Annotated in this window: 23 protein-coding genes; 12 read left to right on the forward strand and 11 right to left on the reverse strand. The window is 33.3% G+C overall.

Annotated elements, in window-relative coordinates:
* A complete protein-coding gene (locus tag ACM55H_RS13450; protein WP_416836978.1) occupies positions 1–897 on the forward strand; it encodes a glycosyltransferase family 2 protein in 897 nt (298 codons plus the stop codon).
* An 11-nt stretch (positions 898–908) separates the two neighbouring features.
* On the opposite strand, the gene ACM55H_RS13455 is transcribed toward ACM55H_RS13450, so the two are convergent.
* From ACM55H_RS13455 to ACM55H_RS13470, 4 genes are read right to left on the reverse strand one after another with little or no spacing between them, the layout of a single operon-like run.
* Positions 909–2183, reverse strand: coding sequence for an O-antigen translocase (locus ACM55H_RS13455; RefSeq protein WP_416836979.1), 1275 nt, complete (start codon positions 2181–2183; stop codon positions 909–911).
* Between the two features lies 1 nt (position 2184).
* Entirely contained in the window at positions 2185–3327 is a 1143-nt protein-coding gene (locus tag ACM55H_RS13460) for a DegT/DnrJ/EryC1/StrS family aminotransferase (protein WP_416836980.1), read from the reverse strand.
* Positions 3324–4328 (reverse strand): GNAT family N-acetyltransferase, encoded by a 1005-nt coding sequence (locus tag ACM55H_RS13465; protein WP_416836981.1) that lies wholly within the window; start codon positions 4326–4328, stop codon positions 3324–3326. Before ACM55H_RS13465 ends, ACM55H_RS13460 begins: the two co-directional genes overlap by 4 nt.
* A 32-nt stretch (positions 4329–4360) precedes the next feature.
* Positions 4361–4963: a trimeric intracellular cation channel family protein gene (locus ACM55H_RS13470; protein WP_416836982.1), complete on the reverse strand. Its 603-nt coding sequence runs from the start codon at positions 4961–4963 to the stop codon at positions 4361–4363.
* Between the two features lie 149 nt (positions 4964–5112).
* Between ACM55H_RS13470 and ACM55H_RS13475 the strand changes: the two genes are divergently transcribed.
* The 7 genes from ACM55H_RS13475 (at position 5113) to ACM55H_RS13505 (ending at position 13264) form a co-directional block, all read left to right on the forward strand.
* Complete coding sequence (locus ACM55H_RS13475; protein ID WP_416836983.1) at positions 5113–5898, forward strand: TrmH family RNA methyltransferase; 786 nt, start codon at positions 5113–5115, stop codon at positions 5896–5898.
* Positions 5899–5956: 58 nt separating this feature from the next.
* A complete protein-coding gene (locus ACM55H_RS13480; RefSeq protein WP_416836985.1) occupies positions 5957–7504 on the forward strand; it encodes a serine hydrolase in 1548 nt (515 codons plus the stop codon).
* Positions 7505–7603: 99 nt separating this feature from the next.
* Complete coding sequence (locus ACM55H_RS13485; RefSeq protein ID WP_416836986.1) at positions 7604–9826, forward strand: RelA/SpoT family protein; 2223 nt, start codon at positions 7604–7606, stop codon at positions 9824–9826.
* A gap of 120 nt (positions 9827–9946) precedes the next feature.
* On the forward strand, positions 9947–10402 hold the full coding sequence (locus ACM55H_RS13490) for a Fur family transcriptional regulator (protein ID WP_035670620.1): 456 nt from the start codon (positions 9947–9949) through the stop codon (positions 10400–10402).
* Between the two features lie 58 nt (positions 10403–10460).
* The gene (locus ACM55H_RS13495) at positions 10461–11732 is read left to right on the forward strand and encodes an adenylosuccinate synthase (RefSeq protein WP_416836987.1); all 1272 of its coding nucleotides are present in this window, start codon (positions 10461–10463) and stop codon (positions 11730–11732) included.
* A gap of 61 nt (positions 11733–11793) precedes the next feature.
* Entirely contained in the window at positions 11794–12375 is a 582-nt protein-coding gene (gene nudK / locus ACM55H_RS13500; protein ID WP_416836989.1) for a GDP-mannose pyrophosphatase NudK, read from the forward strand.
* 7 nt (positions 12376–12382) lie between these two features.
* Entirely contained in the window at positions 12383–13264 is an 882-nt protein-coding gene (locus tag ACM55H_RS13505) for a DMT family transporter (protein WP_416836990.1), read from the forward strand.
* A gap of 92 nt (positions 13265–13356) precedes the next feature.
* Here ACM55H_RS13505 and ACM55H_RS13510 read toward each other — a convergent pair whose 3' ends face one another.
* The 3 genes from ACM55H_RS13510 to ACM55H_RS13520 form a co-directional block, all read right to left on the reverse strand.
* Positions 13357–13995 carry a peroxiredoxin gene (locus ACM55H_RS13510; RefSeq protein WP_416836991.1) on the reverse strand — a complete coding sequence of 213 codons (639 nt, stop codon included), beginning with the start codon at positions 13993–13995 and terminating at the stop codon, positions 13357–13359.
* Between the two features lie 278 nt (positions 13996–14273).
* Positions 14274–15500 carry an MFS transporter gene (locus ACM55H_RS13515; protein WP_416836992.1) on the reverse strand — a complete coding sequence of 409 codons (1227 nt, stop codon included), beginning with the start codon at positions 15498–15500 and terminating at the stop codon, positions 14274–14276.
* Positions 15501–15527: 27 nt separating this feature from the next.
* Positions 15528–16439, reverse strand: coding sequence for an AEC family transporter (locus ACM55H_RS13520; RefSeq protein WP_416836994.1), 912 nt, complete (start codon positions 16437–16439; stop codon positions 15528–15530).
* A 144-nt stretch (positions 16440–16583) separates the two neighbouring features.
* Between ACM55H_RS13520 and ACM55H_RS13525 the strand changes: the two genes are divergently transcribed.
* The 3 genes from ACM55H_RS13525 (at position 16584) to meaB (ending at position 18880) form a co-directional block, all read left to right on the forward strand.
* The gene (locus tag ACM55H_RS13525; RefSeq protein ID WP_416836995.1) at positions 16584–16991 is read left to right on the forward strand and encodes an RrF2 family transcriptional regulator; all 408 of its coding nucleotides are present in this window, start codon (positions 16584–16586) and stop codon (positions 16989–16991) included.
* Between the two features lie 56 nt (positions 16992–17047).
* The gene (locus tag ACM55H_RS13530; protein ID WP_416836996.1) at positions 17048–17695 is read left to right on the forward strand and encodes an NAD(P)-dependent oxidoreductase; all 648 of its coding nucleotides are present in this window, start codon (positions 17048–17050) and stop codon (positions 17693–17695) included.
* Between the two features lie 96 nt (positions 17696–17791).
* On the forward strand, positions 17792–18880 hold the full coding sequence (meaB, locus tag ACM55H_RS13535; protein WP_416836997.1) for a methylmalonyl Co-A mutase-associated GTPase MeaB: 1089 nt from the start codon (positions 17792–17794) through the stop codon (positions 18878–18880).
* A gap of 26 nt (positions 18881–18906) precedes the next feature.
* Here the strand turns inward: meaB and ACM55H_RS13540 are convergent, their stop codons facing one another.
* From ACM55H_RS13540 to ACM55H_RS13555, 4 genes are all read right to left on the reverse strand, one after another.
* The gene (locus ACM55H_RS13540; protein WP_416836998.1) at positions 18907–19704 is read right to left on the reverse strand and encodes a hypothetical protein; all 798 of its coding nucleotides are present in this window, start codon (positions 19702–19704) and stop codon (positions 18907–18909) included.
* Between the two features lie 242 nt (positions 19705–19946).
* Positions 19947–20177, reverse strand: coding sequence for a hypothetical protein (locus ACM55H_RS13545; RefSeq protein ID WP_039110009.1), 231 nt, complete (start codon positions 20175–20177; stop codon positions 19947–19949).
* Positions 20178–20253: 76 nt separating this feature from the next.
* Positions 20254–21162 (reverse strand): prohibitin family protein, encoded by a 909-nt coding sequence (locus tag ACM55H_RS13550; RefSeq protein WP_416836999.1) that lies wholly within the window; start codon positions 21160–21162, stop codon positions 20254–20256.
* A gap of 82 nt (positions 21163–21244) precedes the next feature.
* Entirely contained in the window at positions 21245–22624 is a 1380-nt protein-coding gene (locus tag ACM55H_RS13555; protein WP_416837000.1) for an MATE family efflux transporter, read from the reverse strand.
* A gap of 233 nt (positions 22625–22857) precedes the next feature.
* Here ACM55H_RS13555 and ACM55H_RS13560 point away from each other — a divergent pair, with 233 nt between their 5' ends.
* Positions 22858–23433: a hypothetical protein gene (locus ACM55H_RS13560; RefSeq protein WP_416837001.1), complete on the forward strand. Its 576-nt coding sequence runs from the start codon at positions 22858–22860 to the stop codon at positions 23431–23433.
* Positions 23434–23455 lie beyond the last annotated feature (22 nt).

A 23455-nucleotide genomic window follows, 5' to 3' on the forward strand; every position in this document is an offset into this window, starting at 1 on the left:
ATGCAAGACAATCCATTGGTTACCATTATTTGCTTATGTTACAACCAGAAAGATTATGTCTTGGAGAGTTTATTTTCTGCAATGAATCAGAATTACCCATCTGTGCAGCTTATCATTGTTGACGATTACAGCACAGATAATTCTAAAATGGTAATTGAAAAATGGCTTGTTGACTATCCCAAAATTTTATTTATTGCAAACGAAACTAACTTAGGAAACACAAAATCGTTTAACAAAGCACTAAAAAAAGCCAAAGGAGAATACATCATTGACTTGGCTGCAGATGATGTTTTAATGTCCAATTGCGTTACTTCACAAATAAATGCTTTCAAAAATACAATCTACAAAAACCTTGGAATTGTATATGGAAATGTAGCATTAATTACTGAAAAAGGCGAATTTCAATCTTATTATTTCCCTGTAGATAATTCTAAAAAAGTGATTAAAAAAAGAACAACAGGTGATATCTATATGTCAGTTCTTTCCGGCGGAGACAGCATTTGTTCCGTTTCATCAATGGTAAAAAAAACTGTTTTTGATCATTTAAATGGTTATGATGAAACGCTGGCTTACGAGGATTTGGATTTTTGGATACGCGCTTCCCGAATTTATGATTTTGATTTTATCGATGAAGTTCTAATGCAGAAAAGGATTGTCACCAATTCTTTAGGAACCGATTTTTTTAAGAAAAATGATGCAAGAGCCAGAAAAATTAATCACTCCACCTATTTGATATTAAAAAAAGTAATCAATTTAAATAGGACAAAAGAGGAAGATTTGGCAATCCAGAAAAGAATACATTTTGAAATCAAACATTGTTTGAGAAACAACAACTATGGTTTATTATTTAAGAATCTTAGCCTTAGATTTTTATTATCTTTGAGAAACAAAATTTAATTGATTAAAAACTAAACCAAACTCTTTCTAAAATAAACACACAACACTAACAAATAAATAAAATTATCAAAAGCTTGTGCCATTACTATTCCTTGAATTCCAAATTCATTAATAAAATAAAGACTTGAAAAATACAAAACTGCAAGAGAAAATAACTCTGAGATTATAAAGGCTATTGTTAACTTTTTTGCAAAAAATTGATATCCTAAAATTAAGGAAGCCACCTTTAAAACATCGCCTACCAACTGCCAAAAAAACAAAGTCGTAACTGGAAGAAATGCATTAGTAAAAAGCAAATTAACAATAAAAAATCGCAAAAAATAAATTACCGATAATACAATTATAAAAACGGGCAAAATCATTTTATAAAAACTCCAAAACACTTTTTTAGTCTCCAGATTATTCTTGGCAACAACCAATTTTGGCAAAAAATAAACACTCAAAATTGTGGTGACAAACAACATATAATAAGTTGAAATTCGGGTTATTGTTTCCCAAAAACCAGCTTGTTCTAATCCAACAATTGCAATTACATTTTTTCTGATGGCTAAAAAAACCAAAGGTCCCAAAACCGATGAAACCAAAGCCATCAAAGAATACGATGACAAATTCTTTATGATTTTAAAATCAAATTGATGAAACCGAATTGTTTTGAAAAAATTGATTTCCTTGTTTATAAAATAAAATGTCACGAAAAATAACAATGCTGGTGTAATCACCAACGAAAGTAAAGCACCCAACGTTTTATAATTGACAATCATACTAATTGACACCAATAACCCAACTGCATTTCCTATTATATTAATCCAAATCACTCTTTTGAATTGCCCTAAACCGTTAATTATCGAAAGCAAAAAAACAGAAATTGCATACCAAGGCAAAGCCAATCCTAACGCCCTAAAAACAAACGGATAGTCAAAATTACCTCCAAATATTTCTTTATTCCAAAATGTGGCAAAAAAATACAAAACACAACTTAAAACAATAGCAATACCTGACAAACTGATAAAAACCGTTACAACTATCTTCTTAAGCTGATTTTCATTTTTTTCGTTTTCAGCAACGTATTTTATAATTCCGTTTTGAAATCCTAAAGTCGAAATACTTTCTAACGAGGTTAAAAAATTTCTAAGATTTCCCACCAAAGCCATTCCACTTGGCCCTACAAATACAGCTAATAATTTTGAAGTTATTAATCCAACTCCAATTTTTAGAATAACACTTAAACTATTTAAAGATGAAATTTTAAACAGTTGAGTTTTGGTTATTTTTTTAATAAATTCCAACTTAATACTTATTTAAAATTTTCACAACACAACTCACTTCATCCATTGTCAAAACGGGACTCATAGGCAAACTTAATACTTCATTATGAATTTTTTCGGTGATTGGAAAAGACAAATGGTTCCAAAATGATAAAGCCTTTTGCTTGTGAGGGGGAATTGGATAATGGATAACCGTTTCTATTCCATTTTCATGTAAATAGTTCTGTAAATCAAGTCTGTTTTTTATTCGAATCACAAACAAATGAAAAACATGATTGGATTGCTTCGTTCCTTGCGATGCTACTGTTGGAAGAATTATTTTATCATTATTAATTTCAGATAAATAGCGTTTAGCAATTACTCTTCGCTTTTCATTATCAGCGTCTAAATTGGGTAATTTTACATTCAGGAAAGCGGCTTGCAATTCGTCTAATCTAGAATTTATACCAATGTGATCATTATGATATTTCGTTTCTGAACCATAATTTCTAAGCGATTGAATCACTTTGGCTAATTCCAAATCATTTGTTGTAACAGCGCCAGCATCTCCTAATGTCCCTAAATTTTTCCCGGGATAAAAACTATACGCTACGCTTGATTTTTGATTGCTGATTACTTCGTCAGTTCGACCTGCGGTCTTGGGTGTTGATTCTTGATTTCTGATTGCTCCATGAGCCTGAGCCGCATCTTCAATAACCAGTAAATCATTTGCAACAGCAATTTTATTTATCTTATCCATTTCAGCCAATTGTCCGTAAAGATGAACCACTAAAATTGCTTTTGTTTTTGAGGTGATTTTTTCTGAAATTAAACTGGGGTTGATATTGTAGGTTTCCAGCTTTGGCTCGACCAAAACAGGAATTAAATCTGCTTGTAAAATAGCCAGAATACTGGCAATGTATGTGTTTGCAGGAACAATAACTTCGTCCCCTTTTTGTAATTTTCCTAATTGTATGTAGCCTTTAAAAATCAAAACTAAAGCGTCAAAACCATTTCCTGTCCCGATGCAATAGTCTGTTCCGCAATACTTGGCAAAATTGGCTTCAAATTCTTTGACTTCATTCCCTAAAATATACCAACCCGTTTCTAAAACCGATTTCAATTTTTCTTGAAAAGCGGTTTCATAAGGCTCGTTTACTTTTTTTAAATCAAGAAATGGAATCATTGAGTCAGTCTGTTTTTTGATTTTGAAAAAAAGGAATCCAGCTTCACATAATTTGCGGTTTGTACTTCGTAAAAATCGTGCACCATGGTACTGGCTCCAAAACTTTCTTTCCAATACGATAAGCCTTCATTCAATTTTTTCCCTTGCGATTCATTGGAAATTCCGAAATCAAAAAATCGTTTATCGGCAAATGTCTCGGTAATTAAAAAATGATACAAAAAGTCTAAACTCCCCAGGTCTTCTTCCTCTTCATATTTAGAAATGTATTGGCAATGCGCTACAGTTTCAGTTTCGAAAACAGTAGTTCCTGCAACAATTTTATCTTTATGATACACATTAAACTGTCTGATATTGGTAGGAAAAAGACTTTTCAAAACCTTCATTTCTTCTAAAGAATGAACGGGTTTTGCTTTATGCCTTTCTTCTAAATTCGGAATTAATATTTCATCCCAAAAAGATTCAAAATCAGTTTCTTCTTTGATTATCAATCCGTTTGTTTTTCCTTTCTGAATCCCTCTTTTTCTGATTTTTGAAAAAACATATAGCTGAGATAAATCAATTACTGATAAAGTGTCTCTTCTGACTAATTGGGCTTCCGCCAAAAACAAAGCATATTGAATTTCCTCTGCAGGTTTACTATGATAAATAGATGGAATCGTTTTTAGATGCAATTTTTCAATTCCATCAGCTTCCAAAAACAACAAAACGGCTCTAAAAGCATTAACTATAGTCGTTAATTTTGATTGTTCATTATAAACTAATCCGCCATAAGTCAATCCTTGATGTGAAAAAATTTCATTTCCCACTCTATTCGCCGGTAAAACCGCAACTAACTTTTTATCATCAAAAATCATCAACGAGAAATCCTCGAATCGATCTTTGTGGTATTCCATAAAATCACGGTGAAATAAAAAGGTAGCATTTTTGGCTTGACCAATAAAGGTATTCCAATTTTCATAATCGCTTTCTTGGTATTGTTTAACAGAATAATTTTTCACCATTTGGTTTTAGACTTCGTGAAATTAAGCATTTTTTATTTATGTTCTAAAGTAGGCAAATACCATTTGTATTTCACGGCCATCAAGCGAACTGAAATGATAACTAAAGAAGTGGTCAAGTATAAAATATCATTATCTAAATTCAATTTTCGAAGGAGAAAAAAAACAATTCCACCCAAAATACAAATCGTGGCATAAATTTCTTTTCTGAAAATAACCGGAATTTCAGTACATAAAATATCGCGAATAACACCTCCAAAACAGGCCGTCATGGTTCCTAATGCAATACATATAACTGGATGAAGTCCAATATTTATTCCTTTTTCAAGACCAATTAATGTAAAAACACCCAATCCAATCGTGTCAAATAAAAATAAAGAAGTTCGCAAACGATCGAATTTTTTTCTGAAAATGATGGCTAAAACAAAGCCCATGATTATTACATAAACATACTTCAAGTCCAGCATCCATCCAACCGGTGTTCTACCAATCATGATATCCCGCAACGTTCCTCCGCCCACAGCAGTTACAAAAGCAATAATAAAAACGCCAAAAGGATCCAGCTTTTTATTCATTGCGGTCAACGCCCCTGACATGGCAAAAGCCATCGTACCGATAATATCTAATAGATGAAACACTTGTTATTTAGGATTTAGATTTTTACAAATTTAAAGAAAATACTCCTTAATAACTGCAATAACCGCGTTTTCTAATACAGCAGTTATTGCATTTTAGAATTTAAAAAAAGGTAGTAACTTAGCACCTTAGTAACCAAGCGACTTTTCCATTGAAACAAATTTCTTCCGTACAAAATCCATTTATAAAATCTTTAGTGTTATTGCAGGAAAAAGCAAAAGCACGCAAACAATCCGGAACATTCTTAATTGAAGGAAAACGTGAAATTTCGATTGCCACAAAAGGCGGGTACGAAATGGAAACGCTATTATTTTTACCAGAAATTTGTTCGGAAACTGAAGCTCGTCAATTATCCAAAAGTGCTGATTTAATAGAAATCAACAAGGAAGTCTATCAAAAACTGGCCTATCGTGATACTACCGAAGGTGTTTTGGCTGTGGCCAAAACCAAATCGTTACAATTATCCGATTTAAAATTATCAGAAAACCCATTGATTCTTGTTGCAGAAGCTCCCGAAAAACCAGGAAATATTGGTGCTTTATTACGAACTGCCGATGCCGCCAATCTGGATGCCGTGATTATTGCCAATCCAAAAAGTGATTTATACAATCCAAATATTGTGCGTTCCAGCGTAGGCTGTTTGTTCACCAATCAAATTGCTACCGGAACAACATCAGAAATTATTGCATTTTTGAAAGAAAGAAAAATCAACTTTTATTGTGCTACCTTACAAAATTCGACCTCGTATCACACGCAAGATTACACTACGCCAACGGCTTTGGTTGTGGGTACGGAAGCAACTGGTTTGACAGAAGAATGGCGAAAAGAAGCGACCCAAAATATTATAATTCCAATGCAAGGCGAAATAGATTCCATGAATGTTTCAGTTGCAGCAGCGATTTTGATTTTTGAAGCCAAAAGACAAAGAGGGTTTTAGATTTAAGATTGCAGAATTTAGATTACAAGTTTTCGATTAAAAAAAGAAAAATAATACTATGAAAAATAAATTATTCGTTGCAATAACGTTAATCGCAACTACATTTTCTTTCGCACAAATCAGTTCTTCACAAGTCGATGAATTAGTGGAACGTTCCTTAAAAACATTCAATGTTCCTGGAATTGCAGTTGCTATTGTAAAAGACGGAAAGATAATTCACGCCAAAGGATATGGAGTAAAATCAATTTTGACAAACGAAAAAGTCGATGCAAATACCCTTTTCGGAATTGCTTCAAACAGTAAAGCGTTCACAAGTGCTGCTTTGGCAATGCTTGTTGATGAAGGAAAAGTAAAATGGGATGATAAAGTCATCAAATACCTTCCTAATTTCAGAATGTATAATGACTATGTAACCAACGAATTTACGATTCGGGATTTATTGACACACCGCAGCGGATTGGGTCTTGGCGCAGGCGATTTAATGATTTGGCCTGACGGAAGCAATTTCACAGCGCAAGATATTATTCAAAATTTACAATATTTAAAACCAGTTTCAGCTTTCAGAACTAAGTATGATTACGATAACTTATTATACATTGTTGCCGGCGAAGTTGTTGCTAAAATAAGTGGTCAAAGTTGGTGTGATTTCATAGAAGAACGCATCATGAAACCATTAGAAATGAATCAAAGCGCAGCCTCCTTTTTACGATTAAAAGACACTACAAATATAATTGCTCCTCATGTTCCTATTGACGGAAAATTAAAAGTAATCAAGCGTTATCAAAACCATCTTTTTGATGCGGCTGCCGGAATTTATTCCAGTGTAAATGATTTGAGCAAATGGGCTATTATGCAAATGAATAATGGAAAATATGGTAGTGACAACAAGCAGTTATTCTCAGAAAAAGAGCATAACGAAATGTGGCAATTACAAACCATAATACCAGTAAATACAAAACCTCCATATAACACTCATTTTAGCGGTTATGGACTGGGTTGGTTTCTAAGTGACATCAAAGGATACAAACAAGTTACTCACACAGGCGGATTAGAAGGAATTGTCACCCAAGTTACATTACTTCCGGAACTCAATTTAGGAATTATTGTTTTAACAAACCAACAGTCAGGAGCAGCTTTTACTGCTATTACAAATACGATAAAAGACAGTTATTTAGGGATAAAATCAGACGATTATATCACAATTTATAGCAACCGATTAAAATCGAATGTAGCAACTGCCGACAAAGTTACTGATGAAGTTTGGGCAACCGTAGCAAAAAATAAAAAGGATAAAATCAAAATAGACTTCAATAATTTTACTGGGACTTACAAAGACAACTGGTTTGGAGATATTACACTTTCGCAAAAAAAAGGAAAATTATATTTTGCATCAAAACGTTCTCCTCAACTTACTGGTGAAGTTTTTTTCTACAAAGAAAACAATTTTGTGGTAAAATGGAATAATGCCTATTTTCATGCAGATGCGCATCTGTTTTTCGAATGTGACGCAACTGGAAAAGCAGTAACTATAAAAATGAAGCCAATTTCTGAATTAACTGATTTCAGTTATGATTTTCAGGATTTGGATTTCAAAAGAGTACAATAATAACCTCAGTAATTCAATTTTGGATTTTATACTCCAAACCCTTTTTTACTTGCATATCTCCTAACTAATTTCTATTTTTAGGAATTGAACCATGCCGTTATGATAGAAATAGATATAGAAAAAGAAAATAAAGCAATTGCTCAAGAATACAAAGAGCTACTTCGCATCAGTTATCAAACCCTGACTGATGAAGATAAAAAACTCATCCGTAAAGCTTTTGACGTTGCTGTAGATTCCCATAAAGAACAACGAAGAAAATCAGGCGAAGCCTACATTTTCCATCCTATAGCTGTGGCAAAAATTGTCGCTTCCGAAATAGGCTTGGGAGCAACATCTATTGCTGCTGCATTGTTGCACGATGTAGTCGAAGACACTCCAATGACAGTCCAAGATATTGAACGTTTATTTAATCCTAAAGTAGCACAACTTGTAGAAGGATTGACAAAAATTTCCATGGTACAGAAGGATTTGAATGCATCAATACAAGCAGAGAACTTCCGTAAAATGATTTTGACTCTCAATGATGATGTACGTGTAATTCTTATAAAATTAGCCGATCGTTTGCACAATATGCAAACAATGGATTCGATGCAAGAAGACAAACAAACCAAAATTGCATCTGAAACTTTATACATATATGCACCACTTGCTCATCGATTGGGTTTATACAACATTAAAACAAAACTCGAAGATTTAGGATTAAAATATACAGAACCCGCTATTTACAACGAAATTGTAAGCAAGATAAAAGAGACCAAAGAGGAACAGGATGCCTACATAAAAGACATTTCTGATGTGCTAAAAACAGCATTGGACGCCGAAGGAATCGATTATATCATAAAAGGTCGCCCAAAATCAATCTACTCCATTCGAAGAAAAATGAAAGCGCAAAACGTAAGCTTTGATGAAGTTTATGATAAGTTTGCTCTTCGTATTGTATACAAATCAACTCCACACGAAGAAAAATTTCTTGCTTGGAAAATCTATTCCATAGTAACTGATTATTACAGACCGAGCCCCAGTCGTTTACGCGATTGGATTTCTTCACCTAAATCTACCGGTTATGAAGCCCTGCACATTACTGTTATGGGACCAAAAGGGCGCTGGGTAGAAGTTCAGGTGCGTAGTGAGCGTATGGATGAAATTGCCGAAAAAGGCTACGCAGCACATTATAAATATAAAAATGGAGCTACTGAAGAAAATGAACTCGATGCATGGCTGAATTTATTAAAAGAAGCTTTAGAAAGTTCAGAAACCAACGCGGTGGATTTTGTGGAAGATTTCAAAATGAATTTATATGCAAAAGAAATCTTTGTATTTACTCCAAAAGGAGAAATAAAATCATTGCCAAAAGGCGCCACTTCACTTGACTTTGCTTTCAGTATCCACTCGGAAATAGGAATTCGCACCCGAGGAACGCGTGTCAATGGAAAATTAGTTCCTTTGAACTTCGAATTAAAAAGCGGAGATCAAATTGAAGTCATCACCTCTCAACATCAGAAACCAACAGCTAACTGGCTTGATTACGTTACGACTTCGAGAGCAAAAACGAAAATTAAAAACGTTCTAAACGAAAATACCAAGAAAATTGGTGAAGAAGGAAAAGAACTGCTTACCCGAAAATTAAAGCATTTAAAAATAACGTTAAACGAATCCGTTGTTAATGAGTTAGTCAATTTTTTCAAATTAAAAACAAGTTTAGATTTATTTTACAGAGTTGGAATTGGTGCGATAGAAAATCAACAACTCAAGGATTATGCAGCTCAAAAAAGCAACACTTTTATTAATTTTTTCAAAAATAAAATAAAACGTTCCGCAAGCAGCACTGCCGATGAAGACATTCATAGACCAATAATAAGCAGTAATTACGATTTGCTTGTCTTTGGCAAGGAACATGACAAACTCGATTATAAATTATCTCCGTGTTGCAACCCAATTCCCGGTGATGACGTATTTGGTTTTGTAACCATCAATGAAGGAATAAAAGTGCATAAAAAAGATTGTCCAAACGCTATAGGGATGCAATCTAATTACGCTTACAGAATAATGACCGCTAAATGGATTGACTCTTCACAAGAAGAATTCAAAGCCATAATAAACATAACCGGAATGGATGTTTTAGGACTTACGAACCAATTAACAAAAGTAATTTCGAACAATATGCATGTTAATATTCAGAGCATTTCTTTGAGTACCGATGCAGGAATTTTTCATGGTCAAGTGGCAGTAATTGTTCAAAACAATACGATTTTGAAGAAAATGATCAACAACATCAAAAAAATTGATGGAATCGATAAGGTAACAAGAGTATATAAAACGTAGAAAAGTTTCAAAAAAAATTATTTCAAGTTACCCGTTTTTCCACTTAAAACTAAAAAAACTTGAAACTAAACAAAGCTGAAACTTTAAACTTTAAACTAAAAAATTTATCTTTGCCCGCATATGACACTCATTTCCACAGATAACACCAAAAACCAAGAAATTGTAAAAAATGTTTTTACAATGTATCTTGAAAAAAAAGGACATCGCAAAACTCCTGAACGTTATGCTATCCTTCAGGAAATATACGATAGCGAAGAACATTTTGATGTAGAGAATCTTTATATCAAAATGAAAAATAAAAACTATCGTGTCAGTAGGGCAACACTTTACAATACTATTGAATTGCTATTGGATTGTGCTTTAGTTCGTAAACATCAATTTGGACAAAATCAGGCACATTACGAAAAATCGTATTTTGACAAACAGCACGATCATATTATTATGACAGATACTGGCGAAGTAATTGAGTTTTGTGATCCAAGAATTCAAAGTATTAAAAAGACAATCGAAGAAATATTCGACATAGAAATTACCAATCATTCCTTGTATTTATACGGAATTAAAAAACAAAAATAGTACGACAGCTTGCCAGTTGTCTTTGGAATATAAAAATTAACTACAAATAACACATAGAATGACCGCAGATTTATTACTAGGATTACAATGGGGAGATGAAGGAAAAGGAAAAATTGTTGATGTTCTTACTTCAAATTATGATATTATTGCTCGTTTTCAAGGTGGACCAAATGCAGGACACACTTTGGAATTTGACGGAATAAAACATGTTCTTAGAACTATTCCTTCTGGTATTTTTCATAAAACTGCCATAAACATTATTGGAAATGGAGTTGTAATAGATCCTGTAGTTTTTCAAAAAGAAATTGAAGGTCTTGAGAAATTTAATTTAGACATCAAAAGCAAATTAATCATTTCAAGAAAAGCCCATTTAATTTTACCAACACACCGTTTATTAGATGCAGCTTCTGAGGCATCTAAAGGGAAAGCAAAAATTGGTTCTACATTAAAAGGAATTGGCCCAACTTATATGGATAAAACCGGAAGAAACGGTCTTCGTGTAGGAGATATTGAATTAGAAGATTTTGCAGATCGTTATAGAGCTTTGGCTGACAAGCATGAAGCTATGATTAAATTCTACGATGTTGCTATTCAATACAACTTAGAAGAATTAGAAAAAGAATTCTTTGAAGCAATCGAAGAAATAAAAAAACTAGATTTTATTGATAGTGAAGAATATTTACACCAAGCTCAAAAAGCGGGTAAATCAATATTATGTGAAGGAGCTCAAGGTTCGTTATTAGATGTTGATTTTGGAACTTATCCATTTGTAACTTCATCAAATACAACTGCCGCTGGTGCCTGTACTGGTTTAGGAATTGCTCCAAATAAAATAAAAGAAGTATACGGGATTTTCAAAGCGTATGTAACACGTGTAGGAAGCGGCCCATTTCCAACAGAACTTTTTGACGAAGATGGTGCAACTATGGCACGTGTAGGAAATGAATTTGGATCTGTTACAGGAAGACAAAGACGTTGTGGATGGTTAGATTTAGTGGCGCTTAAATATGCTGTTCAAATTAATGGTGTAACACAACTGATGATGATGAAAGGTGATGTACTTTCAGGATTTGAAACTTTAAAAGTTTGTACGGAATACAACTATAAAGGAAAAAATATCGCTCACTTTCCTTATAACATCGAACCGGAAAATGTAACTCCAGTTTACCAAGATTTTAAAGGATGGCAAGCTGATTTGACTGGTATGACAACCTATGATGAATTACCGATTGAATTGAAAGAATACATTGAATTTATAGAAAAAGAAGTTGAAGTTCCTATCAAAATTGTCTCTGTTGGACCAGATAGAAAGCAAACTATTCTAAAATAATATCACTTAACGCTCTGAAAATTCAGAGCGTTTTTTTTAGTTCATAAACCAATCCAAACGAATGAAAAATCCAGCTATTAAAATCCAAAAAACCGAATTACTTTCTGATAATTGGTACATTTTAAACAAAGTAACTTTTGATTATCAAAAAAAAGACGACTCTTGGATTACCCAAAAAAGAGAAGTTTATGATCGAGGAAATGGTGCTGCCATTTTACTATACAACACCCAACAAAAAACTGTTATTCTAACCCGACAATTCCGCTTGCCAAGTTATCTTAACGGAAATGAGACAGGAATGATGATTGAGGTTTGTGCGGGACTTTTGGACGCAGATCATCCGGAGCAATGCATCATTCGAGAAACCGAAGAAGAAACAGGATACCGCATTACTAAAGTTGACAAAATAATGGAAACGTATATGTCTCCAGGAGCAGTAACTGAAATTTTATATTTGTTCGTCGGAGAATACGATGAATCCATGAAAGTAAGTGACGGTGGTGGAGTTGAACATGAAGAGGAAAATATAGATGTCTTAGAAATGACCTATGACGAAGCTTACGCTATGATTGAATCTGGGGAAATAAAAGATGCCAAAACGATCATGTTGCTACAATATGCAAAAATAAAAAACCTCGTTTAATTTAACAATGAGCAATCAAACTAAAGGAGCGTTTTTCGCTTTATTAGCCACTCTACTTTGGTCCGTAAATATGGTAATTGCCAGCGGTATTAAAGGACACATTCCTCCTATTGGACTGGCTTTTTGGCGCTGGACAATCGCTTGTATTGTTTTGGCTCCATTTGCAATTAAAAGTACCATTGAAAGTTTTATCGTTATAAAGAAACACATTCGGTATCTCATGGGTACAGCGGTATTAGGCATCACTATTTTTAATACACTGATTTACTTTGCAGGAAAAACAACAAGCGCTGTCAATTTATCATTAATAGCCATTTCGATACCGTTATTTATTGTTGTTCTCTCCAGAATTATTTTTAAAGAGAAAGTGTCCACTATAAAAATAGTTGGAATTGTAACCATAATTACAGGAGTTTTGGTTCTTATTACCAAAGGGTCTCTAGAAGCATTGCTGCATATCAACTTTACAATTGGGGATTTGTTGATGCTCGTGGCCTGTTTCTTTTTTGCCTATTATACGATACTAGTTCGACAAAAACCAGATGAGTTAACCGCAAAAGTATTTTTATTTAGTGTCTTTGTTATTGGCACAATTTTCCTTCTTCCGTTTTATATTTGGGAACATTTATTTTATAAAAAAGTAATTTTTGATACTAAAACAGTATTGGCAACCACTTATGTCGGCATCTTTGCTTCACTGGTTTCCTATTATTTGTGGAACGAAGCGATTCGGTTGATAGGCACCTCAAAAACAGCATTAATTTATTATTTAATCCCTGTATTCAGTGGAATTTTAGCGTATTTTTTTCTGGGTCAGGCTATTGTAATCACTCAAATTATAAGCATGGGAATCATTATTACCGGTTTATTGATAACCAATAGGAAGTAACTATTTTATAGCTACAATAGAAATAAAAAAGGTGTAATGAAAATATTTTCATTACACCTTTTTTATGTTAAAGTCTTATCCGAGAAAAATAATTACTTATTCGGTTGCGGAGTCATTCTTAAATATGGTTTTACTCTTTCATATCCTTTTGGAAATTTTGCTGCAATATCTTCATCCTTAACCGCTGTTGAAATCACCACTTTTTCTCCATCTTTCCAGTTTGCCGGTGTTGCAACACTATAATGAGCTGTCAACTGTAAACTATCGATTACACGAAGTAATTCATCAAAATTTCTTCCGGTTGAGGCTGGATAAGTCAATGTTAATTTTATTTTTTTGTCTGGTCCAATTATAAAAACGGAACGAACTGTAAAACTTTCATTGGCATTAGGATGAATCATATCATACAATTGTGCTATATGTTTGTCTTCGTCAGCAATAATTGGAAAGTTAACCGTAGTATTTTGCGTTTCATTGATATCTTTAATCCATTCCACATGAGAATCTAATCCGTCAACGCTTAATGCGATTACTTTTACATTTCTCTTTACAAATTCAGGATAATAATTAGCCACAGTCCCTAATTCAGTGGTACAAACTGGTGTAAAATCAGCAGGATGCGAAAATAACACACCCCAAGAATCTCCTAACCATTCATGAAATTTTATCTTTCCTTGTGTAGTTTCTGCTTCAAAATCTGGAGCAATATCGCCTAATCGTAGTGTTGCCATAATAATTTCTTTTTTTTGATTATTAACAGTCCTAAGTTATTGAATTAAGAGTAATAAAAATTAAAAGAAATCTTAAAATTGTAATAAAAATTTAACAAGAGGAAGCTGAATATTATTCTCTGTTGCAAAAAACATCTAGGTACCCAAAAAACATTTTGAGACCGAAATCCCTAGCCCCGATAAAAGTGAAAATCCTTTATAGCAGTAAATCCTGGAAGGTTTACTGCTATAAAGATTGTAACGGATAGCGGGAAAAAGCTCCAAAAAAAAACAAATAGTTAAGAAGGATTATTTTTTTTCATATTGGGTAAGAAATATGTAAAAACACCAATAAGCGGTAGAAAAGAACTTAATTTATAAACGTATTCAATACTGGTTTGATCCGCAACATAACCCAAAATTGCCGAGCCTAAACCTCCCATACCAAAGGCAAAACCAAAAAACAGTCCGGAAATCATTCCCACTTTTCCTGGCATTAATTCTTGTGCAAAAACTAAAATTGCTGAAAACGCCGAAGCGATAACAATTCCAATGATAACCGACAATACTCCTGTCCAAAATAAATCGGCATAAGGCAATAATAAAGTGAATGGCGCAGCTCCAAGTATCGAAATCCAAATGATATATTTTCTACCAAAACGATCCCCTAACGGACCGCCTATTAATGTTCCTGCCGCTACCGAAGCTAAAAACAGAAACAAATGAAACTGCGATTCTTGTATCGTCAACCCAAATTTATGCATGAGATAAAAAGTAAAATAGCTTGACATACTCGCCATATAGAAAAACTTGGAAAATATCAACAACAATAAAACTGCTAATGCTATATTAATTTTTCTTTTGGACAATGGAACAGCGACCTCTTCCGTATTTATTTTTTTTGCAGCTCTAAGATTCAAATGATTTTGATACCACAGCGCGATTTGGGACAAAATAATAATTCCCAAAATACCCACTATTACAAACCATATTATATTTGATTGTCCAAAAGGAGCAACAACCAACGCTACTAATAAAGGACCAATTGCACTTCCTGAATTTCCGCCCAATTGGAAAATAGATTGCGCCAAACCTCGCTTTCCTCCTGAACCTAAATAAGCAACACGAGACGCTTCCGGATGAAAAATGGAAGAACCAATCCCTACAAAAGCTACTGACACCAACAACATCCAAAAAGAAGTTGAAATCGATAAAAATCCCAATCCGGTAATAGTAAATAACATCGCAATTACTAAAGAATATGGTTTTGGGTATTTATCCGTATAAAAACCGATAAAAGGCTGCAGAATGGAAGCTGTAAGTTGGAAAACGAATGTTATCAATCCAATTTGAGTGAAACTAAGATTAAAATTCTCTTTTAATATTGGATAGGTCGAAGGAATAACTGATTGCATTAAATCATTTAACAAATGAGCAAAAGCTATTGAAAATAAAACCGAATAAACTGTTTTTTGGACGATTGGAGCGTTGATGGTTTGTGACGCTGTTGCTGAAGAAATATTCATATTGTAATAATAAAAGGGTCTAAAAAATTAAATAAACTGTGCCACGAAATACCAAAACACCAATGTCACGAATGACAATGGTATTCCAAAACCAATCATCATACTACTCAATCTGGGTTTTAACCCATGTGAAGTAGCCAAAATACTTGCTGTAATCATTGGAGCCATAGCAGCCTCCATGATGGATACTTGAATCGTTTTTGAATTTTGGTCTAAAATTACGACATACAATAAATATATTAAAGCCGGAGTCAATATTAATTTGTACAAAAGTCCCAATCCCAAAAATTTCCAATGTTGGCTTTTCCTATCAAATCGCAATTGCAATCCAACAGAAAGCATTGCCAATGGAGTCATTACACTTCCTACTTTTTGTAAACCAAACTGAATATATTCATTAAAATCAAAATCGAATACATTCATTAAACAAGCCAACAGAAAAGTAATAAATGGAGGAAAGAATAGTATTTTTTTTGCGATATGAAATCCGCTTGGGCTTCCACTAGAGAATAATGTAGCTACAAGAATTCCTAATGTTGAAAGCACCACAAAAGTACCCGGCTGATCAACTAAAATGGCAGTTTTTAAGCCATCTTCACCATATAAAGCTTGGATAATTGGGAAACCTAAAAAAGAAGTATTTCCCAAACCAGCGGTTATAATTAAACAACCCGTGAGTTTTTTTGACCATCCAAATCTATTTCCCAAAAAGCTGAAAAACAAATACGAAACTGTAAAACCAATCCATGTTACACCAATAGGAAACAACAGCTTATTATCCCATTCTATTTTTGGGATATAATACAACGCCAAAGCAGGAAGACAGATATAAATAACCACATTATTTAAAATCTTGTAGGTGTTGGACGGAAAACGTTTCACTTTTTGCAATACGATTCCAAGAAATAGACAAACGAAGATTAGGATAATGTTATTCATAGTGTAGGATTGAATGCAAAAATACTATTTAAATTTATTTAGAAAAGAAGGAAATCACCATTTTGATTTTTCATTGTATAAAAAAAACAAAAAACTTGCTAATTTCAATTTTACTTGTATATTTGTAATATATTTTATTACAGTATGATTTCAGGTAAATTTGCAATAACAATCCATATCCTTACATTACTTTCTAAATTTCCGGAGGACTATTTATCTTCTGAATTTATAGCGGGAAGTATGAATTTACATCCAGTTTTAATAAGAAAGGAAATAGCAAACCTGAAGAAAAACAATATTGTAGAAAGTAAAGAAGGTAAAAATGGAGGAACGAAATTGCTGAAATCTGCATCAAATATTTCATTAGATGCCATTTTCAAAATGACTTTTGACACGGTAACGCTAGGTTTTTCAAAAAACGAACCGAATCCAGATTGTCCTATTGGAAAACAAATCAATAAAAATTTAGAAAATTTATATGAAAACATCAACGAAAAAATCAGCTTGCAATTAAGCGGCATTTCATTGGAAGATTTTTCTAATAAATTTTAAACTATTTTTTTGAATTAAACTGTAACATTTTTTATTACTTTTAAATACATACCATTATGAAAATCGCAATTATTGGAGCCACAGGATTTGTAGGTACCGCTATTTTAAATGAATTGGCAAGTCGTAATCACGAAATTACCGCTATAGCCCGAAATCCAAAAAATGATGGAAATGCAACCATCAAATGGGAAAAAGCAGACATCAATAACGTAGAAGAACTTTCTAAAATCATTGCAGGAAATGATGTGGTTATAAATGCTTTCAGTGCCGGATGGACCAATCCAAATTTATACATTGATTTTCTTGAAGGATCAAAAGCGATTCAAGAAGCCGTTAAAAAATCAGGCGTGAAACGATTTATCACCATTGGTGGCGGAGGAAGTTTATTTGTTGCTCCAAATTTACAGGCAGTAGACACACCAGATTTCCCAAAAGAATATTATGCCGGAGCAACAGCGGCAAGAGATTATTTGAATATCATTAAAGAGGAAAAAGACTTGGATTGGGCCTTTTTTAGTCCTGCTTTTGAAATGCACCAAGGAATTACTACAGGACGAACCGGAAAATACCGTTTGGGATTAGACACTCCCGTTTTTGACGAAAATCAAAGAAGCATTTTGTCTGTAGAAGATTTAGCAGTTGTTATCGCTGATGAAACTGAAAATCCAAAACACCATCAAGTACGTTTTACAGCAGCGTATTAATTCATATCTTAATTTCAAGTAAAACAGTTTCATAAAGGCAATGCCTTTTTGAAACTGTTTTTGTTTTCACTACTTTTACTCTTCAAATAAAAAGTTTTGTCGAATAAAAAACAGCATCCTAGCGCCTTACACGAAAAACCTGGAATTTCTCCCCCAGAGATTATCAGTTCAATCGCTGTTGCGCACATTAAAAAATTCAGAAAAATTCAACCTTCCCCGAAAGAATTGGTTGAGGGAATTTTAGCAGGAAATATAACGGCTCTGAGTCGAGCAATTACGCTGGTCGAAAGCACAAATAGTGATCATTTGGCAAAAGCCAACGAAGTTATAAATGCATGTTTAGCACATGCTAATAAATCAATAAGAATAGGTATAACTGGAGTTCCCGGTGTTGGAAAAAGCACCTTTATTGAAGCTTTTGGAAAATACTTAACCAGTTTAGGGAAAAAAGTGGCAGTTCTCGCCGTTGATCCCAGTAGCACCATTTCGCATGGAAGTATTTTAGGTGACAAAACCCGAATGGAAGAATTAGTTAAAGACGAAAATGCCTTTATTCGTCCTTCGGCATCGGGAGAAACATTGGGTGGTGTAGCCCGAAAAACCAGGGAAACAATTACGCTTTGTGAAGCTTGTGGCTTTGATACAATAATCATTGAAACCGTGGGAGTTGGTCAAAGTGAAACTGCGGTTCACAGTATGGTTGATTTTTTTTTACTGCTAAAGATTTCGGGCGCCGGCGATGAATTGCAAGGTATCAAACGCGGCATTATGGAAATGGCTGATGCAATTGTAATCAATAAAGCCGATGGTGATAATATTAGAAAAGCCAACTTAGCAAAAGTAGAATTCAATAGAGCATTGCATCTTTTTCCGGCTAAAAAATCAGGTTGGATTCCTATCACTTCAACGTGTAGTGCAATTACTCATGAAGGAATTAGCGCTGTTTGGAAAACTATTGAGCAATTTCTGGAACTGACAAAAGTGAACCATTATTTCTTTGAAAAACGAAAAGAACAAAATCAATATTGGATGTTAGAAACCATCAACGAGCAGTTGAAATTGAATTTTTATAATCATCCAGAAATTAACCAATTATTGGATTCAACTAAAAAAGCGGTGCAAAATGATGAAATTTCACCCTTTGCAGCCGCTCAATTATTATTGGAAACCTATTTTAAATTTTAGTCACGAATAACTAAATTTTAGAAATATTAACGAATGTTACCCACGGAATTTTTAGCCGTATCATGTTTCGTTTTTAAAACCCCATTTTCTATGGTAAAACCAACGCGAACCTGAGTTTTCAAGGTGTCTTTTAAACCCGAAGTCGCTTTTTCAACTATAACAAATGCTAATTCAAAATCACCTTCTGACAATTCCAACTTAGAATCACTTGCGTTATCTTCCATTTTCCAAACCAGTTTTCCTGTTCTTGCATAGGAAGCTGCAGCTGCACCACCACCAGCACCTCCAGCTAAATTACCCACACTGGAAACTGCTGCCGAAATAATAGCACCACCCGGCAAAGCACCACCCAATAACGAAGCGCCTTGTGATAATGCACCGCCAGCTGCATGTAAACCTTGATTAACTTTTTCTCCAAAAGCAATACTCTCATTTTTCGACAATTCAACAATGTTACCATTGGCTATATTCACTTTATATCCTGTATTAGAAGGAAATAAAATAACACAACCTCCTTCAATTAATGCTACATTTATTTTACCCGCATTTACTTTCTCGCCAAATGTTGCCCCTTGAGTCTGTTTTGGAACGGTAACATTCATCGAAATTCTATTTGGCATCCCTCCATTTATGTTATTTATATTGCTTTTTGCATTTCCTATCGTTACGGGATTTGTCTTTGTATCTATTTCATTTAAAGAATTGTCTATTTCTACCTTTTTTTCTTTTATAGATGTATCATTTTTTTTTAATTGAGCAAAACTATTTTGTGTCAATAAAAGCATAACAATAATAACTTTTGAAATTGTTTTTGTATTTTTCATCACAGTTTAGATTTAATGGTTTATAATACTATATCAATAAAGGTTAGTTTTTGTTACCCCTATTTTTATTATTTTTTTAGTTTTAAATATTCTAAAATCCAGTTAGTTAAAAATATAACTAATTTATTTTAAAATTAATTTTATTTTCAACAATCCAAAAAAATAAAAAAAATGACCGTAAATGATAAAATTTCATCATTTACGGTCATTCAATTTATTATTAGAAACGTGTTAAACTAAACTTACTCTTTTTCGTAGCGTTCCATTTCTCTATCGTAAAATTCATTCGCAAGAACTATTAATCCTTCCATTTCAGCATTCAATTCGCCTTCATCAAGATCTTCCGCTTCTTCCATGAACTCCACTTCATCATCTTTTAAATTGATAATAAATCTTGGGTAATCTAAGTGTATGATGAAAATATCTTCCGGAAAATCAGTATTGTCGCCTAGTAAAAATTTTGGTAATTCCATTTTTTTATATTTAATCGGTTAATCGTTGTTGTTGTTTATTCGATTAAACAAATAACCGAATAAACTTTTAAAAAATCTATTTATCAGAAAGTATAACTGGTGCATTTCCTCTACCATTCATAAAAATGATTTTAGTATTAGGAGAGGCAGCGAGTTCTTTTTGTGCTTTTATTTGTTCGTATTGCAATTGTTTATCTGATAAGCCAGTTGAAATAATTCTTTGATAATCAGCAATACCCTGTGCTTCCACTCTTTTTCGTTCGGCTTCCTGTTTTTCTTTTTGAAGTACAAAAGTCATTTTTTGAGCATCTTGTTCGGCATTAATTTTACTTTCAATAGATGCTTTTACTGATGTAGGAAGGTTAATATTTCTAATTAACAATTGCTCTAAAACCAATCCTCTAGTTTTAAAATCAGCCTCTATCGTTTTGAAAATTCGCTGTTGAAATTCGTTTCTTTTAGTAGAATATAAAGCAACTGCATCATAATAAACAGCGTTATCACGAATACGGGTTCTTGTTACGGGACGAACAATTTTATCGGAATAATCAACCCCAATTTGTTTGAAAATTTTTGGCGCTGACTCTGGCGAAACACGGAATAAAACGGTCAAATCAATTACCACTTCCAGACCGTCATTTGACAAAACACGAATCGCATCGTCACCTGCTTGAGCACCTTCTCCATGAACAGCTGACATGGTGTAGTTTTGAGTTTGAATATCAAAATCAGTTACATCCAACAATGGATTTATCAAATGCAAACCACTTTCCAGAACATCAGGTTGCACACTTCCGTACAGCGATTGAACTCCCACTTTCCCCGCATCAATTTGTTTGAACATCGAAGAAAACAGCCCTAAAGCAATTACTAAAACGCCAATAATTTTTAGAACATTTGCGAATTTTGAAAACGGATTTACATTACTTTTTAATGAAAAACTGGTAATCAATAAAATTATTCCAAGAATAATAAATAGTATCATTTTTTTTATTTGGTTGGTTAGGTTTTGTTTGTATGCTTATTATACGAGGAAAGAAATTAGAAGTTACATTGTAAGAACATTATTATTTATGATTCTTTAAAACTAATTTTCTTGTTAATCTCGCAAAGCGAATATACAAAAATAAAGCGGCAGCTGTTAATCCCGCCAAAAGCCCAATCCAGATTCCTACTGCTTGCAAAGAAGTATATTTTCCTAGATAATAAGAAATTGGAAAACCGATAACCCAATACGCAACAAACGTAATATACATAGGGATTTTCACATCTTGCAAACCTCTTAAAGCACCCAAAACCACTACTTGAATACCATCTGAAATTTGAAAAACTGCAGCTACCAAAAGTAATTTTGCTGTTATAATTATTATTTCCTGGTTGTCCAAAACTTGTGCTGAATCAGTCGTATTCAAAAATAAGTGTGGCAAAAAATTATGAAAAACAACAAAAATAATCCCGAAAAGTGTTTCCAGCATAATCGCTAATAAAAAAATAGAGCGGGCAACAATTATTAAATTTTTATAATCGTTCATTCCTTTGGTATGACTCACTCTAATCATCGCGGTAACACTCAAACCCATGGCTACCATAAATGTTGATGACGCAAGAGTCAGTGCTATTTGATTGGCAGCCTGACTATTTTTTCCCAAAGAACCAGAAAGCCATATTGCCGCAGTAAATAAAGTGACTTCAAAGAGCATTTGCATTGCTGAAGGCAAACCCAGATTGATGATTTTTTTCAAAACTGATTTTCGTATTTCTTTGAAACTAAAATTCTTGAAATAACGTTTCAATGCCTCATTTCTTTTCATCAGATAATGCATAAAAACCACCATCATAATTCTTGAAATTACCGTTCCTAAGGCTGCACCTAGAATTCCTAATTTTGGAAAAATCCAAAATCCATAAATCAACACATAATTAAAAAATACATGCACCACATTTGCCATAAAAATAGCATACATCGAATATTTTGTTTTCGCTAAACCATCTGCAAATTGTTTGTATCCTTGATACATTATAACCGGAATCAAAGAAAAAGCTACCCAATCGATATAAGGCGCAGCCATATCGGCTACTGCTTTTGGTTGGTGCATCAAGTACATTATTTGTTTAGACAATACCGTCAAAATGAATAACGCTACTCCTAAAACGGTACACAGCAATAATCCATGGTGAAAAGTAGTTCGGATTTTTTTATCATCTTTTTCGGCATCAGCCTCAGCAGTCAATGGGGTTATGGCTGTAGAAAAACCTATTCCTAAAGACAATGCAATGAAGATAAAACTATTACCCAAAGAAACAGCAGCCAACTCAGTGGAACCAAGATTACCCACCATAAAATTATCCACAATACCTATTAATGTATGACCGAGCATTCCTAAAATTACAGGATAAGCTAATCTGATATTATAAGAAAACTCTTTGGTATATTGCGATAAATTCACTTTCTAATTTTTTGTTGGCAAAGATAATTAGAAGGTTTCAATTGTATCGATACAATTACAAATATAAAGTCTCTCGATTAGTTATTATTTACACATAACAAGGAATTCTATAACAAAACCCGTTAATTCTATAACATCCCAAGCAATATGGGGTTCTACATTTGTAACGTTGTTTTGAATCAAATAAAAATCAAGACAACACCAAAAAAAATATTAATAAAAAAATTACAATTATGAAAAGCACAGGAAAAATCAAAATGTTATTTGTATTCGCAATAGCAATGATGTTTGCTAGCAATGTACAAGCACAAGAAACAAAAGAAGCAACAAAAGAAGCAACAAAAGAAGCAACAAATTACGATCAAGGATTCCGTTTAGGATTTGGTGTAAATGCAGGATACTCCGTTAGTGATCCATACAAATTAGCACTAGGAGCTGATGCAAGAGTTCAATACGATTTGTCAAAAAGATACTCTTTAACTTTGACAACTGGTTACAGTAACTTATTTGTAAGTAAAGCAGACGGTAATGATTTAGGATTTATTCCAGCTAAAGCAGGTTTTAAAGCTTTCGTATGGAATGATCAATTTTATGTAATGGGAGAAGCTGGTGCTGCTTTTGCAGTAAGTAATGGTTACAACAAAACGTCTTTATTATTATCTCCAAGTATTGGTTATGCTTCAAAATACATTGATGTATCATTGCATTATGAGCACTATTCTGACTTTGCAAAAGTGAACAACAACGGTTCTATAGGAAAAGGTGTTGGACAAGTAGGGGTTCGTTTAGCTTATGGTTTTGAACTATAAAACATATAGTCTTTAAAAAAAA

The organism is Flavobacterium cryoconiti, assembly GCF_048158645.1.
Taxonomy (GTDB): domain Bacteria; phylum Bacteroidota; class Bacteroidia; order Flavobacteriales; family Flavobacteriaceae; genus Flavobacterium; species Flavobacterium cryoconiti.

Excerpts from the sequence above, each read along its gene's own strand:
- ACM55H_RS13450 (WP_416836978.1), top strand. The coding sequence starts at position 1 with ATGCAAGACAATCCATTGGTTACCATTATTTGCTTATGTTACAACCAG.
- ACM55H_RS13460 (WP_416836980.1), bottom strand. The coding sequence starts at position 3,327 with ATGATTCCATTTCTTGATTTAAAAAAAGTAAACGAGCCTTATGAAACC.
- ACM55H_RS13465 (WP_416836981.1), bottom strand. The coding sequence starts at position 4,328 with ATGGTGAAAAATTATTCTGTTAAACAATACCAAGAAAGCGATTATGAA.
- ACM55H_RS13480 (WP_416836985.1), top strand. The coding sequence starts at position 5,957 with ATGAAAAATAAATTATTCGTTGCAATAACGTTAATCGCAACTACATTT.
- ACM55H_RS13485 (WP_416836986.1), top strand. The coding sequence starts at position 7,604 with ATGATAGAAATAGATATAGAAAAAGAAAATAAAGCAATTGCTCAAGAA.
- ACM55H_RS13490 (WP_035670620.1), top strand. The coding sequence starts at position 9,947 with ATGACACTCATTTCCACAGATAACACCAAAAACCAAGAAATTGTAAAA.
- ACM55H_RS13495 (WP_416836987.1), top strand. The coding sequence starts at position 10,461 with ATGACCGCAGATTTATTACTAGGATTACAATGGGGAGATGAAGGAAAA.
- nudK (WP_416836989.1), top strand. The coding sequence starts at position 11,794 with ATGAAAAATCCAGCTATTAAAATCCAAAAAACCGAATTACTTTCTGAT.
- ACM55H_RS13505 (WP_416836990.1), top strand. The coding sequence starts at position 12,383 with ATGAGCAATCAAACTAAAGGAGCGTTTTTCGCTTTATTAGCCACTCTA.
- ACM55H_RS13510 (WP_416836991.1), bottom strand. The coding sequence starts at position 13,995 with ATGGCAACACTACGATTAGGCGATATTGCTCCAGATTTTGAAGCAGAA.
- ACM55H_RS13515 (WP_416836992.1), bottom strand. The coding sequence starts at position 15,500 with ATGAATATTTCTTCAGCAACAGCGTCACAAACCATCAACGCTCCAATC.
- ACM55H_RS13520 (WP_416836994.1), bottom strand. The coding sequence starts at position 16,439 with ATGAATAACATTATCCTAATCTTCGTTTGTCTATTTCTTGGAATCGTA.
- ACM55H_RS13525 (WP_416836995.1), top strand. The coding sequence starts at position 16,584 with ATGATTTCAGGTAAATTTGCAATAACAATCCATATCCTTACATTACTT.
- ACM55H_RS13530 (WP_416836996.1), top strand. The coding sequence starts at position 17,048 with ATGAAAATCGCAATTATTGGAGCCACAGGATTTGTAGGTACCGCTATT.
- ACM55H_RS13540 (WP_416836998.1), bottom strand. The coding sequence starts at position 19,704 with ATGAAAAATACAAAAACAATTTCAAAAGTTATTATTGTTATGCTTTTA.
- ACM55H_RS13545 (WP_039110009.1), bottom strand. The coding sequence starts at position 20,177 with ATGGAATTACCAAAATTTTTACTAGGCGACAATACTGATTTTCCGGAA.
- ACM55H_RS13550 (WP_416836999.1), bottom strand. The coding sequence starts at position 21,162 with ATGATACTATTTATTATTCTTGGAATAATTTTATTGATTACCAGTTTT.
- ACM55H_RS13560 (WP_416837001.1), top strand. The coding sequence starts at position 22,858 with ATGAAAAGCACAGGAAAAATCAAAATGTTATTTGTATTCGCAATAGCA.